Source organism: Paraburkholderia graminis C4D1M (assembly GCF_000172415.1).
Lineage (GTDB): Bacteria > Pseudomonadota > Gammaproteobacteria > Burkholderiales > Burkholderiaceae > Paraburkholderia > Paraburkholderia graminis.
In genome coordinates this window covers 33,198-46,038 of the sequence record NZ_ABLD01000015.1, presented here as the reverse complement: position 1 = coordinate 46,038, position 12,841 = coordinate 33,198, and the positions used below count along the sequence as shown (strand labels likewise).

Annotated in this window: 11 protein-coding genes and 1 pseudogene; 9 read left to right on the top strand and 3 right to left on the bottom strand. The window is 61.1% G+C overall.

The window, feature by feature from the left end:
* Position 1: 1 nt before the first annotated feature.
* The 3 genes from BGRAMDRAFT_RS21700 to BGRAMDRAFT_RS21690 all read left to right on the top strand — a co-directional run bounded on the left by BGRAMDRAFT_RS21700 (position 2) and on the right by BGRAMDRAFT_RS21690 (position 3,691).
* The gene (locus tag BGRAMDRAFT_RS21700) at positions 2-1,228 is read left to right on the top strand and encodes a porin (RefSeq protein WP_006050975.1); all 1,227 of its coding nucleotides are present in this window, start codon (positions 2-4) and stop codon (positions 1,226-1,228) included.
* Between the two features lie 45 nt (positions 1,229-1,273).
* Positions 1,274-2,587: an MFS transporter gene (locus BGRAMDRAFT_RS21695; protein WP_006050974.1), complete on the top strand. Its 1,314-nt coding sequence runs from the start codon at positions 1,274-1,276 to the stop codon at positions 2,585-2,587.
* 93 nt (positions 2,588-2,680) lie between these two features.
* Positions 2,681-3,691, top strand: a complete 1,011-nt coding sequence (locus tag BGRAMDRAFT_RS21690; protein ID WP_232292320.1) for a tripartite tricarboxylate transporter substrate-binding protein — start codon at positions 2,681-2,683, stop codon at positions 3,689-3,691.
* Between the two features lie 60 nt (positions 3,692-3,751).
* Here the strand turns inward: BGRAMDRAFT_RS21690 and BGRAMDRAFT_RS33845 are convergent.
* A pseudogene (locus BGRAMDRAFT_RS33845) lies at positions 3,752-3,988 on the bottom strand (FAD-dependent oxidoreductase); the annotation flags it as partial.
* 900 nt (positions 3,989-4,888) lie between these two features.
* Positions 4,889-6,514: an acyl-CoA synthetase gene (locus tag BGRAMDRAFT_RS21685; RefSeq protein ID WP_044021635.1), complete on the bottom strand. Its 1,626-nt coding sequence runs from the start codon at positions 6,512-6,514 to the stop codon at positions 4,889-4,891.
* A 347-nt stretch (positions 6,515-6,861) separates the two neighbouring features.
* Here BGRAMDRAFT_RS21685 and nthA point away from each other — a divergent pair, with 347 nt between their 5' ends.
* The 4 genes from nthA to BGRAMDRAFT_RS21670 are packed head-to-tail and all read left to right on the top strand — an operon-like array spanning position 6,862 to position 9,477.
* Entirely contained in the window at positions 6,862-7,464 is a 603-nt protein-coding gene (gene nthA / locus BGRAMDRAFT_RS21680; RefSeq protein WP_006050970.1) for a nitrile hydratase subunit alpha, read from the top strand.
* Positions 7,465-7,494: 30 nt separating this feature from the next.
* Positions 7,495-8,022, top strand: coding sequence for a nitrile hydratase subunit beta (nthB, locus tag BGRAMDRAFT_RS21675; protein ID WP_006050969.1), 528 nt, complete (start codon positions 7,495-7,497; stop codon positions 8,020-8,022).
* 56 nt (positions 8,023-8,078) lie between these two features.
* The gene (locus BGRAMDRAFT_RS35495) at positions 8,079-8,240 is read left to right on the top strand and encodes a hypothetical protein (protein WP_006050968.1); all 162 of its coding nucleotides are present in this window, start codon (positions 8,079-8,081) and stop codon (positions 8,238-8,240) included.
* Between the two features lie 46 nt (positions 8,241-8,286).
* Positions 8,287-9,477 (top strand): GTP-binding protein, encoded by a 1,191-nt coding sequence (locus tag BGRAMDRAFT_RS21670; RefSeq protein ID WP_006050967.1) that lies wholly within the window; start codon positions 8,287-8,289, stop codon positions 9,475-9,477.
* Positions 9,478-9,556: 79 nt separating this feature from the next.
* Here BGRAMDRAFT_RS21670 and BGRAMDRAFT_RS21665 read toward each other — a convergent pair whose 3' ends face one another.
* Positions 9,557-10,891, bottom strand: coding sequence for an MFS transporter (locus BGRAMDRAFT_RS21665; RefSeq protein WP_006050966.1), 1,335 nt, complete (start codon positions 10,889-10,891; stop codon positions 9,557-9,559).
* 300 nt (positions 10,892-11,191) lie between these two features.
* On the opposite strand from BGRAMDRAFT_RS21665, the gene BGRAMDRAFT_RS21660 reads away from it, so the two are divergent.
* Together BGRAMDRAFT_RS21660 and BGRAMDRAFT_RS21655 are read left to right on the top strand one after the other, a co-directional pair.
* A complete protein-coding gene (locus BGRAMDRAFT_RS21660; protein WP_006050965.1) occupies positions 11,192-11,413 on the top strand; it encodes a hypothetical protein in 222 nt (73 codons plus the stop codon).
* Positions 11,410-12,840 carry an Asp-tRNA(Asn)/Glu-tRNA(Gln) amidotransferase GatCAB subunit A gene (locus BGRAMDRAFT_RS21655; RefSeq protein ID WP_006050964.1) on the top strand — a complete coding sequence of 477 codons (1,431 nt, stop codon included), beginning with the start codon at positions 11,410-11,412 and terminating at the stop codon, positions 12,838-12,840. Before BGRAMDRAFT_RS21660 ends, BGRAMDRAFT_RS21655 begins: the two co-directional genes overlap by 4 nt.
* Position 12,841: the final 1 nt, after the last annotated feature.

Genomic DNA, 12,841 nt, shown 5'->3' with positions numbered 1-12,841 from the left:
GATGTTCAGGAAAATCATGCCGGCAGCCTTGCTGATCCCGTGCCTGACCGCGCAGGCACAAAGCAACGTTACGCTGTACGGCATCATCGATATCGGCGTCAATTATCTGAATAACGCGCAATCCGCCCGGACTGCAACCGGCCTTCGCGGTGGCAAGCAATGGTCGGTGATGGACGGCGGCACTGGCGGGCTTCAGGGAAGCCGCTGGGGCCTGAAAGGCGCCGAAGATCTCGGCGGCGGAATGAAGGCGATCTTCCTGCTCGAAAGCGGTTTTAGCGCAAACAACGGCACGCTCGGCCAAGGCGGGGCCGAGTTCGGACGTCAAGCTTGGGTCGGCATTTCCACCACGCGATACGGCAAAGTTACATTGGGCCGCCAGTATGATGAGGTCGTCGACTTTTATGCGCCGCTGCTCGCCGCGCCGCAATGGGGCGGCTACATGGTGGAGCATCCGAGCGACCTGGACAACGCTTCGAACACCCGCCGCGTCAATAATTCCATCAAGTACACGTCGCCGACGATAGCCGGCTTGACCGTCGCGGGCCTCTACAGCCTCGGTGGCGTGGCCGGGTCCTTCGGCACGAATCGCGTGTGGTCGGTCGGCGCCGGGTACGCGAATGGACCACTTTCCGTCGGCGTGGGCTACCTGAATGCTCACAACCCGAACACGTCGTTCTATGGCACGAATCCAAATGCCGGACCGGCGACTGCCAACAATCTTGGCGGCGCTGGCTCGGCGACCTCGCCCCAGAGCAATCCAATCTATGCCGGCTACGCCTCGGCGAAGAACCTGCAGATTGCGGCGATCTCGGCGGCCTACGCAATCGGGCCCGCAACGCTGGGCGTTGCGTATTCGAATACGCGCTTCCAGGATCTGGGGTCGTCGTCGGGTCCCAATCCCCTCGGATATACCGGCACCGCCTATTTCCATAACATCGAAGCAAGTGCGAAGTGGCAGGTGACGCCCGCTTTCGTGCTTGGGGCCGCGTTCGACTATACGACGGGCAGCGGAGCCGCCGGACGCAACGGCGCGAAGTACGAGTTGTCGAGCCTCGGTGCCGACTACTTTCTGTCGAAGCGCACGGATGTCTACACCGTGGCCGTCTATGAGCACGCGAGCGGCACCGACTCGCTCAACCAGCCTGCAGTCGCGACCATCACCGGCATGACACCATCGTCGACAAACAATCAGGTCGCCGTTCGCGTCGGCATTCGCCACAAGTTCTGAACTGCAATCGCACAGACTGCTATTGAATCTGGCGGGAGACAAGCCATGACATCCGCATCGCATGCACAAGCCGTTCCGTTCGCGTCGACTTCCGACGAAGAACTGGAGCGTCAAGCCGTATCAAAGACCGCGTGGCGGTTGCTTCCGCTTCTGACGCTCGCGTTCATCTTCAATTACATCGATCGCACGAGTGTTGGCTTCGCGGCCCTCAGCATGAATGCGGACCTCGGCCTGAGCGCGACGCAATTCGGCTGGGGGGCGGGCATTCTCTTCGCGGGCTATTGCCTGCTCGAAGTGCCGAGCAACTTGATGCTGTATCGCTATGGGGCGCGCCGCTGGCTTGCACGAATCATGATCACGTGGGGCATAGCGGCGGCTGCGACGTCTCTCGCGATCGGACCAAAGAGCTTCTACTTCGCGCGTTTCGTGCTCGGCGTTGCTGAGGCGGGTTTTTTTCCCGGCGTGACGTTTTATCTCGCGAGCTGGTTTCCGGCCAGATACCGCACCCGCATGCTTGCGTGGTTTATGGTGGGTGTGCCGGTGTCGTCCATTCTCAGCGGTCCGCTCTCTGGCCTTCTGCTCAGCATGCACGGGTTGCTCGGCCTCGCGGGCTGGAAGTGGATGTTCATTTTGCAAGGCCTGCCCGCGTCGATCATCGGGATCATCGTTCTCGTGATGCTGCGCGATACCCCGTCGCAAGCAAGCTGGCTCTCGGATGCGGAACGTCAGGCGCTGATCAGGGCGCTTGCGTCGGAGCATCGCGAGAAAGAGAAGAAGGACCTTCGGGGTGCGCTCAAAGACAAGCGTGTGCTGATTTTGACGGGCATACAGTTTGGCTTCGTCCTTGGTTCCTATGGCATCGGCATCTGGTTGCCGACGATTCTCAAGGCGCACGGCCTGAGCATCTCGGCCATCAGCCTGGTTTCAACGGTTCCGTACATCTTCGCGACAGTTGCCATGCTGACGTGGGCGAGGGCGGTCGACAGAAGTGGCAAAAAGATTCTGAACCTGCTGCTGACCTGTCTTTTCGGCGCGGGAGGCATGATCGTCGCCGCGGTGTTCAGCGGTTTCTGGCCCGCGATGATCGGCATCACGCTCGCCGTCATAGGGGTGACGACAGCGCGCGCCGTGTTCTGGAGTATCCCGACGCGGTTCCTCTCGGGCGCGGCGGCGGCTGGCGGCTTTGCGTTCATCAACTCCGTCGGCACCTTTGGTGGCTTCGCAGGTCCGTTCCTGGTGGGCTGGCTCAAGGACATCACTGGCTCTTTCGCAATGGGCATGCTCGGGATGGCAGCCATGTTGCTCGTGTCCACACTGCTGACCGCGTCGCTCCGTTTTTTTATCAAAGACGAGCGATAGCCGGGCGACTCCGCTGCTGGAATGAAGCAACCCGGGCCGGATGGGTTGTTTAAGCGTACTGCGCTGTTTTTTTGGCTTCTTGAAGAGAATTCCATGAGCAGACACACTCGTCGTCACATCGTCACGAAAATGCTTCCAGCGATGATAATGTCCGGGTTCTGGCCCAGTATTTCCCGATCTTCTACGCCTTCAATGCCCGACTCGACAACCACGGAATCAGGCAATACGACCGCGGCGCCTTTGCGGGTGCTAATCGGATTTTCTCGTCATAGCGCCTCGGACGATCTGCTGCGCGCGATCGAGCCAGAGCTCGCTGCGGCGCTTGGGAGGCCAGTCGCAATCGAACTAAAGCCGGGCGATCTTGGCATAAAGGCTGTGAAGGAGACAATTTCAAGTCGACCAGACGGAGATACGATTTTGGTGGCGACGTTCGGCACGCATGCAATCAATCCGAACATCCGGCCAGATCTCGGTTATGACCCGGTTCGGGATTTCTCGCCTATCTGCCTCGCAACCCGATCGCCGCTGGTTCTGGGAACACGTTTGTCACTCGGGGCAACGGACGTCAAAGAGTTGATCCACCTGGCTTCGCAACGAGAACTGAGCTACGGTAGTTCAGGCGTCGGCAGTGCGCCTTACCTCGCGGCGCTGCTGTTTCAGAAGACCACGGGCGTCAAGATGGTTCATCGTCCTTACGCCGACACCAGGAAGCTCTACGAGGACCTGGAAAGCGGTGCTCTCGATCTCAGTTTCAATAATGCGGCTTCCATGCTGCCTCTGGTGCGCGCCGGGAAGTTGCGGGCTCTGGCTGTGACCACGTCTCAACGATGCGCCGCGTTGCCTGAGGTGCCGACCGTGGCTGAGGCCACCAACAAAGCTTATGCACTCGATAACTGGCTGGGACTAGTGGCGCCGCGCAATACACCGATGCCCGTTGTCATGACCCTCAACCGTGCGATCGTCAAAGCTCTGAATGCTCCGAAAATCAAAGCAGCGCTGGCGATGAACGGGATAGAAGTGGTAGCAAGCACGCCGGATGAGTTTTCCGAATACATTGCGGAAGAAATGGCCAAATGGGGTTGGCTCGGAAATGCGCAAACTTGAAGCCGGTTGAATTCCCTGGACGCAAACTGAACCTGCCACTGTAAAAAGAACGGCATACCGGTGACCATCCTGATCGATGGCCAAAACCGTCGTGGAAGTCATGATCTCGCCACCACGTGCGATCACCTTTTCGGCGAGGCTGTTGGTGAATTTTCCGGGGTCGCCGGTCTCGTCTGTCGGGCAATAGATTGCCCCTGTTATCTTTCCCTTCGCTTCCGAGAGAGACGGTTCGAGTCGCAGCACTTCGTTGGTGTCGAGGACCTTGATCAGTTGGCCATCGCCTTCCAGCAAGCGCATGTGCTTAACCCCAAGCTCAAGGGCCCGCTGCCCGGTTTGCTGCTTGCGCGACGAACCGTTTCAAGTGGCGCTTGTTGCACGATTCATGAGTTTAAGCGATGGCTCGCGATGACACTACGGGGCGGATAACCCATGCTACATATCGTGCGCTATGTGAAACCGCACAGTCGATTCGTAGCAACGTACCCGCCACGATTGTGGCCAGCTAGCAGAGCACAAAGGACCTTCCGCGTCTTATATGGGTTGTTTAGAGATGTACTGTCTTCTTGCAAAAAATCATTTCGGCAAAAGTACACCCCTGAAGTTCCTTGCGCCCTTCGCTGCGGATGCAACACCACCATTGCTGTCGTTGGAATTCGAGGCGCGATATTTTGCCTTCAGACAGATTCGCCCATGCCCGTCGCTAATACCACTCAAGATTATGCGAGCGATAAATGTCGACAGGTCGAGCCTTATCGGATCGGCTCGACCGATGAGCCGCCCGCAATTGGAAATCTGGAATATATGTTTTTCACTTTTTTTTCACAGTCATCGCTCCATCAATCTGGAGCGCTCCCCTGTGACGTTGCCAAAACTCAGCCGACTGCAGATCATGCTGACCTTGGATCGCCAGTAGACGTTGGAGCCGTATGCAGCCGTCAGCGTCTGCAGCGCCGCCATTCACTTTCCTGCTGCAATTGACAAAGGCATGCGTGTCAGCGCTCCGTTCCAGTGCGTCATACGTTTGAAGCGTTGGCGAGCCTCACGGTATTCGACAGGTGGTACGCAGAGTAACTGTTGATTGCGCAAGTGCCGGTGTCAACTGCGATTCGCTTGATGAGCTAGTAGTACCGACGAGGACGGAGTCGGGACGCCGAATTCGAACGCTTGAGGGGCTCTACGCGCCACCAGGTGCTCCGATCAGCAGCTTCCTGGCTCTCTGTTCAGTTTCTCGCGGAGCGCTTTGCGGACGACCTTTCCAGTGGAGGTCATGGGAAGTTCGTCCACGAAATAAACTTTGCGCGGATACTCGTGCGCGGCGAGCTTCGTCCTCACGTGTCTCTGCAATTCGGCCATCAGTGCATCGTCGCCCCGATATGGTGGTTTTAGCACGATAAACGCACACACAATTTCAGTGCGTTGCGGGTCCGGCGCGCCAACCACGGCGACGTATCGCACAGCAGGATGATTTAGCAGCGTATCTTCGATCGAGCCCGGACCGATGCGGTAACCCCCGCTGGTAATGACGTCGTCATCGCGGCCGACGAAATGAAAAAATCCCGCCTCGTCCTGCCACCCGAGATCGCCGGTCACGAGAAAGCCATTGCGGAATTTTAGTCTGGTGCTCTCGTCGTCCGGCCAGTAGCCGAGGAACATGACCGGGTCCGGTCCGGCTATGGCAATCGAGCCGCTTTCGCCGCGCGGCAGCCGCTGACCTTGTTCGCCGATCACCGCGACGTCGTGGCCGGGCACTGCTTGACCGATGGCGCCAGCGCACGGCTCGAACCATCGCGCGCACGAGGACAGCACCATGTTGCATTCCGTTTGTCCGTAAAACTCATTGATCGTGACGCCGAGGGTCGCGCGACCCCACGCGAGCAATTCCTTGCCAAGTGGCTCGCCGCCGCTCGCCACCGATTGCAGCGTCAGCTGGCGTGGCCGGTGGGAGACCGCGCCGCGCATCATCTTGATGGCTGTCGGAGGCAAAAACGTGTGGCTGACCCGATGACGCTCGAGCAGGTCGAAGGCGGCATCACCGTCGAATTTGTCGAAGCGACAGGCGAGCACGGGCACCCCGTGGTGCCAGGCGGGCAGCAATACGTCGAACAGCCCGCCGATCCATGCCCAGTCCGCTGGTGTCCACATCAGCGTTGCGGACTGCGGAAAGCATTGCTGGGACATCTCGACACCCGGCAAATGTCCCAGCAGTACGCGGTGTGCGTGCAACGCGCCCTTCGGTTTGCCGGTGGTGCCGGACGTATAAATGATGATGGCGGGATCGTCCGCAGAAGTAGTGATCTGCGGCTCCGCGTCCGACGCGTTGTCGATGGCCGTCCAGAACGTGGGGTTCGCGCCGTCGATGGAAAACACGAGCCGCAGCGCCGGCAAGCCGTCGCGAATACCGACAAGCTTCGCGGCGCCTTCCTGATCGACGACGATTGCGGACGCGCCCGAATTGGCGAGACGGTATCCGAGCGCCTCGGTGCCGAACAGCGCGAACAGCGGCACCGCAATGCAACCTATCCGGTAAGCCGCCAGATGCGCGATCGCCGCCTCGACCGACTGACGCACGAAGATGGCAACCCGGTCGCCGCGCTGCACGCCTTGTGCCTGCAGCGCATTGCCGAATCGGATGGAGAGGCGCTTCAGATCGTCGAACGTAAAACGTGTTTGAGTGCGGTCCGCATTCTCCACGACCAGCGCGAGACGATTCGATCCATCGGCCCACTTGTCGCACACATCGCGGGCGATGTTGTAGTACGCGGGAATGCGCCAGTTGAAGCTCTGCTTGGCGTCGTCGTACGAATGGCAGTCGGCTGGCAGCATGGCGAGTCGCACCAGGAAGGAGACGCACATGGTATCGACATTCGACGCTGTCGCTTGACCGTGCGAGCCGTTCCTCCTGGCTATCCGTGCCAGCCGGGGGAGCGGCCTGTCGCAAAAGGTATCGGGTTTTCCCGGATTTGTCAGCCCGCCGCGGCGTCGTGATATTGGCTGCCGGATGCAAGCGTCGCTTGTGGCGAGCGGGTTCAAGCAAGGTGACGCAATCAGGCAAGTCGACGTTTTCTAGTTCGGATAGATTCTAGATTCGGACGCAAACGAATGGCTCGGGTTCGCCACGAGCTTTCCCACGAATACGGCCTTCACTTGGCGACGGCCTTCAGGAGTGAGCGATGAATCAACACACGTCGAACCAGCAGGCGACGCCGGATGAGCGGGCCCGTGCGCTGCACAAAGTACTGCTCGACAAAAAATTGATCCCTGACGGTTACATCGAAAGCTTTACGAAGCTGATGGAACACGACTGGGATCCGTCCAACGGCGCGCGAGTGGTGGCACGGGCATGGGTTGACCCCGCGTATCGAAAGCTGCTACTTGAAGACGGCACCGCTGCGTGCGCGCAATTCGGCTATACCGGGCCGCAGGGCGAATACATCGTCGCGCTGGAAAACACGCCGACACTGCAGAACGTCATCGTGTGCAGCCTGTGTTCGTGCACCAACTGGCCGGTGCTTGGCTTGCCGCCCGAGTGGTACAAGAGCTTCGAATATCGCGCGCGTCTGGTGCGCGAAGGGCGTACGGTTCTGCGCGAGCTCGGCGAGGATTTGCCGGACGACGTGATCGTTCAGGTATGGGACACCACCGCCGAGACGCGCTATCTGGTGCTGCCGGTGCGGCCTGAAGGAACCGGGCACATGAGCGAAGAGGAACTGGCCGGGCTGGTCACGAAAGACGTGCTGATCGGCGTCGCTCGTCCGGTCGCGCCGCGCGCCTAACCCTTACTTTTGCAGACCGAGGAGTCGGATATGGACGGCATTCATGATCTTGGCGGCATGCAGGGCTTCGGCCGCGTTGCGCATACGAATAACAGCCTGAGCTACAAACCGGTGTTTCACGAAGATTGGGAACATCTCGCCTATAGCCTGCTTTTTCTCGCGGCCGACGGGATGAAGGTTTTCAGTGTCGACGAACTGCGTCACGCGATCGAGCGGATGAACGCGCGTCATTATTTCGGCTCGCCGTACTACGATCGAATCGTGATCGGCACCGCGACGCTGCTGGTCGAGTACGGCGTCATCACGCAGAAGGAACTCGACGAAATGCTCGGCACGCGTTTCGAACTGGCACGGCCGTACTTTTCTCAAGGACGGCAGACACGTGCGGGCCGCCAGCCGTTCGAAGTTGGCGATACCGTGCGGGTTCGCGACGAATTCGTCCCGGGCCATATCCGCATGCCCGGTTATGTGCGCGGCCGGCACGGCGTGGTTCTGCATCGCACGAAAGAAAAATGGCCGTTCCAGATCGATCGGCCATGGCAAGGAAGCGTTGCATGAGCCGACCTACCACGTGAGATTCAACGCCCGCAAGCTATGGGGCGAAGCCGCGGACGATGGCTTCGTCGGTCGTCGATCTGTTCGAAGGCTATCTCGACAAGGTGGAGCTGCCAGCGGCCCGGAAAGACGCCGCCGGTCTCGCACAGCGGGAAAAACGCACACGTGTAAAACGCGTGGGCGCGCCAGTCAGTCAGACGGTCCCGTTGCGGGCCTTCTGACGTTTGTGGAGACAGGAACCCATGGAAATTTCCCGGACGACTGCCGGTGACCGTGCTGTCGGGATTTCTAGGCGCGGGCAAAACGACGTTGCTCAATTACGTGTTGCGCAATCGCGAGGGGCTGCGCGTGGCAGTCATCGTCAACGATATGAGCGAGATCAATCTCGATGGCGACGCGGCTCAACGCGGCGTCACGTTGAATCGCGCGAACGAAGAACTGATCGAGATGAGCAACGGCTGCATCTGCTGCACGTTGCGCGCCGATCTTCTGCAAACGGTCAGCGAACTGGCGCGGCAACGCCGCTTCGACTATCTGCTGATCGAGTCGACCGGGATATCCGAGCCGTTGCCGGTGGCCGAGACGTTTGCATTTCTTAACGACAAAGGCTTCAGCTTGTCCGAAGAGGCGCGGCTCGACACGATGGTCACGGTCGTGGATGGCGCGAACTTCGCGTCGTTATTCGCGTCGCAGCAGCGGGTAGAGCGCGCGGCGACGGAAGAGAATGACGGCAGCCGCAGTCTCGCGAGTCTGCTTGTCGAGCAAATCGAATTTGCCGACGTGCTCGTGATCAGCAAGGCTGATCTCGCCACGCCCGCGCAACTCGGACGACTGCGCGCGCTGCTGCAACAACTCAATCCGCGCGCAGAGGTGGTAACGATGGAGCACGGCGTCGTTGCTCTCGCCAACATCATCAACACCGGCAAGTTCGATCTCGCTGCGCTCGCCAGGTCGCCCGGCTGGGCGCAAAAGCTCGACGATAGCAACGCGATATCCGAGTCCGATACCTACGGCGTGCGTTCGAGCGTCTATCGCAGCCGCGCGCCGTTCCACCCGGGCCGGCTCGCCGATTTGCTCGAGAGGCCGTGGCGAAACGGCACGCTGCTCCGTTGCAAAGGCTATATGTGGATCGCAAGCCAGTTCGAGGAGATCGGCATGCTCGTGCAAACCGGCGGCGCCTTCAACTGGGCATTCACGGGCCGCTGGTGGAACTTCATCCCGCGTGCCGAGTGGCCGCGCGATGCGTACCGGCGCGACACGATTCTGTCGAGATGGGACGACACGGTGGGCGATTGCCGGCAGGAGATCGTCTTCATCGGCCAGCATGTCGACCCCGTTCAGCTCGAAGCGGCGCTCGACGATTGCCTGCTGACACCAGATGAAATTCTGCAAGGGCCGCACGCGTGGGTCGAACTTCCCGGCGCGCATCGCATCGCGGCGGGCGCGCACGCCGGCTAAGAGACCGGCGAACGGTAACGGCCGACGCCCGTTTTCGCAGGTGCGGGCGTTCGGAAAAAGCCGCCTGCTCACCTGAACGCTACCGGTCCCGATGCGTGGCCCCGCGCTGGCAAACCGCCGCGACGATCGCGACGATGCACAGCGCGGCGACGTAGATGACGGGCGCCATCACGGTAGCCACGCTCGCGAGCGAAATCAGAATCGGCGTGAGGCCGCCAAAGATCGCATAGGCAATGTTGTACGAGAACGAGATGCCGGTGAAACGGATCGCGGCGGGAAACGCGCGGACCATCATCAGCGGAATCGCACCGATCATGCCGACCGCGAAGCCGGTCACCGTATAGGGGCCGAGCCACGCCTGCAACGGCGCGCCGACGTGCAGGCGGCCGTAGAACCAGGTGAAGCAGACGGCCAGTAGCGCAGAGCCGAGCGCCAGCACGAGGCGGGGTCCGATGCGGTCGGACAGCAAGCCTGCAACGACGCAGCCGATCGTCAGCGCGATGGTGGCGACGCTGCTGCCGGCGAGCGTGTCAGCGGGGGGCAGGTGGAAGTTCTTTTGCATCAGCGCCGGCATCATTAGAACGATCACGATGATCACCGCGGACAGCGTCCATGTCAGCGTCATCGACAGTGCCACGCCACGCAGGTGCGAACGCATCACCGTCCTGAGCGGCATGCTGGCGGCGACCGCCTTGCGTGCCTGCAACTCGCGAAATACCGGAGTTTCTTCGAGCCAGCGCCGCAGGAACATCGCCACGATTCCAAATATGCCACCCGCAATGAACGGCAATCGCCACGCGAACGCCAGAATGTCTGTGCGATCGAACGCGGCGTTGGTCGCAGTCGCAACCAGCGAGCCAAGCAGAATGCCCGCGGTGAGGCCGCCCGTCAGCGTGCCGCACGCGAGTCCCACGTGACGGCGGGGCACGTGTTCGGAGACGAACACCCACGCGCCGGGCACTTCACCGCCGACTGCCGCGCCTTGCAGGACGCGCATCAGCAGCAGAAGCAGCGGCGCCGCGAAGCCAATCTGCGCGAACGTGGGCAGCACGCCGATCAGCAACGTGGGTAGCGACATCAGCAGCACGCTCAGGGTGAACATCTTTTTGCGCCCGAGCAGATCGCCGAAATGCGCCATGACGATACCGCCGACCGGTCGCACGAAATAGCCGACCGCGAAGATGCCGAACGTCTGAAACTGCCGCAGCCAGTCGGGAATGCCCGGCGGAAAAAACAGACTGCCAATGACCGAGGTGAAAAACACGAAGATCACGAAGTCGTAGAACTCCAGCGTGCCGCCCAGCGCGGCGAGCGCCAGCGTGCGGTAATCGCGTGCGCCCAGCGGGCGCCCGGCGGCGTGTGACGACGCGCGATCGTCGATGGATACTGGCGGACTTTCGACTTGCGAATGCATTGTGACTCCCTGTAAGTGATCGGGCGCTGGCGGACATGGATGGTGCGTTCGACCACGTCAGTCGGACTGGCAGGAGCGCATCGTAAGAAGCACAAATAGATGACGCTTGGCTTGCAGCGCCAGCGTCATGGTCCGCCTCGGCCACGAGCTGTTGGATGCGCTGGCCCGCGTGTGCGCTGCACGACGCACCCGAATATCAGGCGGCGTCTGGCTCGGGCAGCCAGGTACATAGGCGGCCCGGGTCAAGCGCGATGGCGATGCGTCGCTAGCATGGAATCTTCCAGTCAACGGAAGGCAACCATGAGTCTTGAAGACAGTCCGAGCGAATGCGTATCCGACCTCGCGAAAGCGGCGGGGCTACCGCTTCCCCCTGAGCGTGTGGCGCAGGTCGAGAGCGTGCTCAGCGCCTGGCGCGCGGACGCGCTGCGGCTCGCACAGCGTATGAGCGAGGCGCGCTTCGACAACGTGCTACCCGTTACTGTGTTCTCGCACGGCGCCGGATTGGAAGGAGACACGCCGTGAAGCATGATTTTCTCGACTGGACGCTCACGGAGGCGGCGCAGGCATTGCGTCGCCGCGACGTCACGCCTTCGCAGCTAGTGGAAGCGTCGCTCGAGCGCATCGCCGCGCACGACCCGCTGTTGAAGTCGTTCATTACCGTGTTCGAACAACAGGCGCTCAAGGTGGGAGCCGCGTCCGGTGCGTTGCTCGACGCGGGGCACGATCTCGGCCCTCTGCACGGGATTCCGGTCGCGCTGAAGGACAACATCGCCGTGGCGCATACCCGTACCACGGCAGGCAGCCGCGTGCTCGCGGACTGGCATCCCGCTGAGGATGCGGCCATCGTCACGAAGTTGCGCCAGGCCGGCGCGATCCTGATTGGCAAAACCAACATGCACGAATTTGCATGGGGCGGGACCTCGGCCAATCCGCACTATGGTTTCGTGCGAAATCCATGGGACACGAGTCGCTTTCCGGCGGGTTCGAGCGGCGGTTCGGCGGTCGCGGTGGCCGCACGTTTCTGCTTCGGCGCGATTGGCACCGACACTGGCGGATCGATCCGGTTGCCGTCGGCGGTCAACGGTACGGTCGGCATACGACCAACCTATGGACGCGTGAGCAATCGCGGCATTGTGCCGCTCGCGTGGAGCATGGACACCGCTGGCCCGATGACGCGTACCGTGGAAGATTGCGCGACCCTGTTCGGCGTGATTGCCGGATTCGATCGTGCCGACGCCGGCAGCGCGGCGCAGCCTTGTGGCGATTATCTGCAAACGCTCGCAGACGGCATCCGGCACTTGCGCATCGGTGTGATCCCCAGCTACTTTTTTCATCACCTGCAACCCGCTGTTCACGGTGCTGTGCAGCAGGCGCTCGATACCTTGCGCGAACTGGGTGCGGCCGTCGTGGACGTGCCGATCGACGGAATCGAAGACAATATTTCCGCCCAATTGACTATCGAAGCGGCGGAGCCGAGTGCCTGGCATCAGCGGCATCTGCGCGAGCGGCCGCAGGATTATGGAGACGACGTGCGTACGCTGCTCGAGGTCGGTGAACTGCTGCTCGCGACCCATTACATTCAGGCACAGCGCTATCGCGCGGTGCTGCGGGCCGCGTTTATCGAAGCCTTTCACAAGGTCGACGTGTTTATCTGTCCGACCTTGCCCTTCACGGCCACCCGCGTCGGCGAAACCCGCGTCGTGATCGAAGATGGCGTGGAGGAAGATATGCTCTCGGCGATCATGCAATTCACCGGCATCGCGAGCCTGACAGGGCTGCCCGCGCTGAACGTGCCATGTGGTTTTGACGATGAAGGCCTGCCGGTCGGGATGCAGATCATTGGCCGCCCCTTTGACGAGGCGACGCTGTTCCGTGTCGGACATGCGTTCCAGCAGGCGACTGCATTTCATCGGCGCGCGCCCGAGTTGATCGAAAGTCGCGCTGCGTAAA

What these genes read in the sequence shown, in the direction of transcription:
- BGRAMDRAFT_RS21690 (WP_232292320.1), top strand. Translation starts at nt 2,681, where the DNA reads ATGAGCAGACACACTCGTCGTCACATCGTCACGAAAATGCTTCCAGCG.
- BGRAMDRAFT_RS35495 (WP_006050968.1), top strand. Translation starts at nt 8,079, where the DNA reads ATGGCTTCGTCGGTCGTCGATCTGTTCGAAGGCTATCTCGACAAGGTG.
- BGRAMDRAFT_RS21685 (WP_044021635.1), bottom strand. Translation starts at nt 6,514, where the DNA reads ATGCTGCCAGCCGACTGCCATTCGTACGACGACGCCAAGCAGAGCTTC.
- BGRAMDRAFT_RS21695 (WP_006050974.1), top strand. Translation starts at nt 1,274, where the DNA reads ATGACATCCGCATCGCATGCACAAGCCGTTCCGTTCGCGTCGACTTCC.
- nthA (WP_006050970.1), top strand. Translation starts at nt 6,862, where the DNA reads ATGAATCAACACACGTCGAACCAGCAGGCGACGCCGGATGAGCGGGCC.
- BGRAMDRAFT_RS21665 (WP_006050966.1), bottom strand. Translation starts at nt 10,891, where the DNA reads ATGCATTCGCAAGTCGAAAGTCCGCCAGTATCCATCGACGATCGCGCG.
- BGRAMDRAFT_RS21700 (WP_006050975.1), top strand. Translation starts at nt 2, where the DNA reads ATGTTCAGGAAAATCATGCCGGCAGCCTTGCTGATCCCGTGCCTGACC.
- nthB (WP_006050969.1), top strand. Translation starts at nt 7,495, where the DNA reads ATGGACGGCATTCATGATCTTGGCGGCATGCAGGGCTTCGGCCGCGTT.
- BGRAMDRAFT_RS21660 (WP_006050965.1), top strand. Translation starts at nt 11,192, where the DNA reads ATGAGTCTTGAAGACAGTCCGAGCGAATGCGTATCCGACCTCGCGAAA.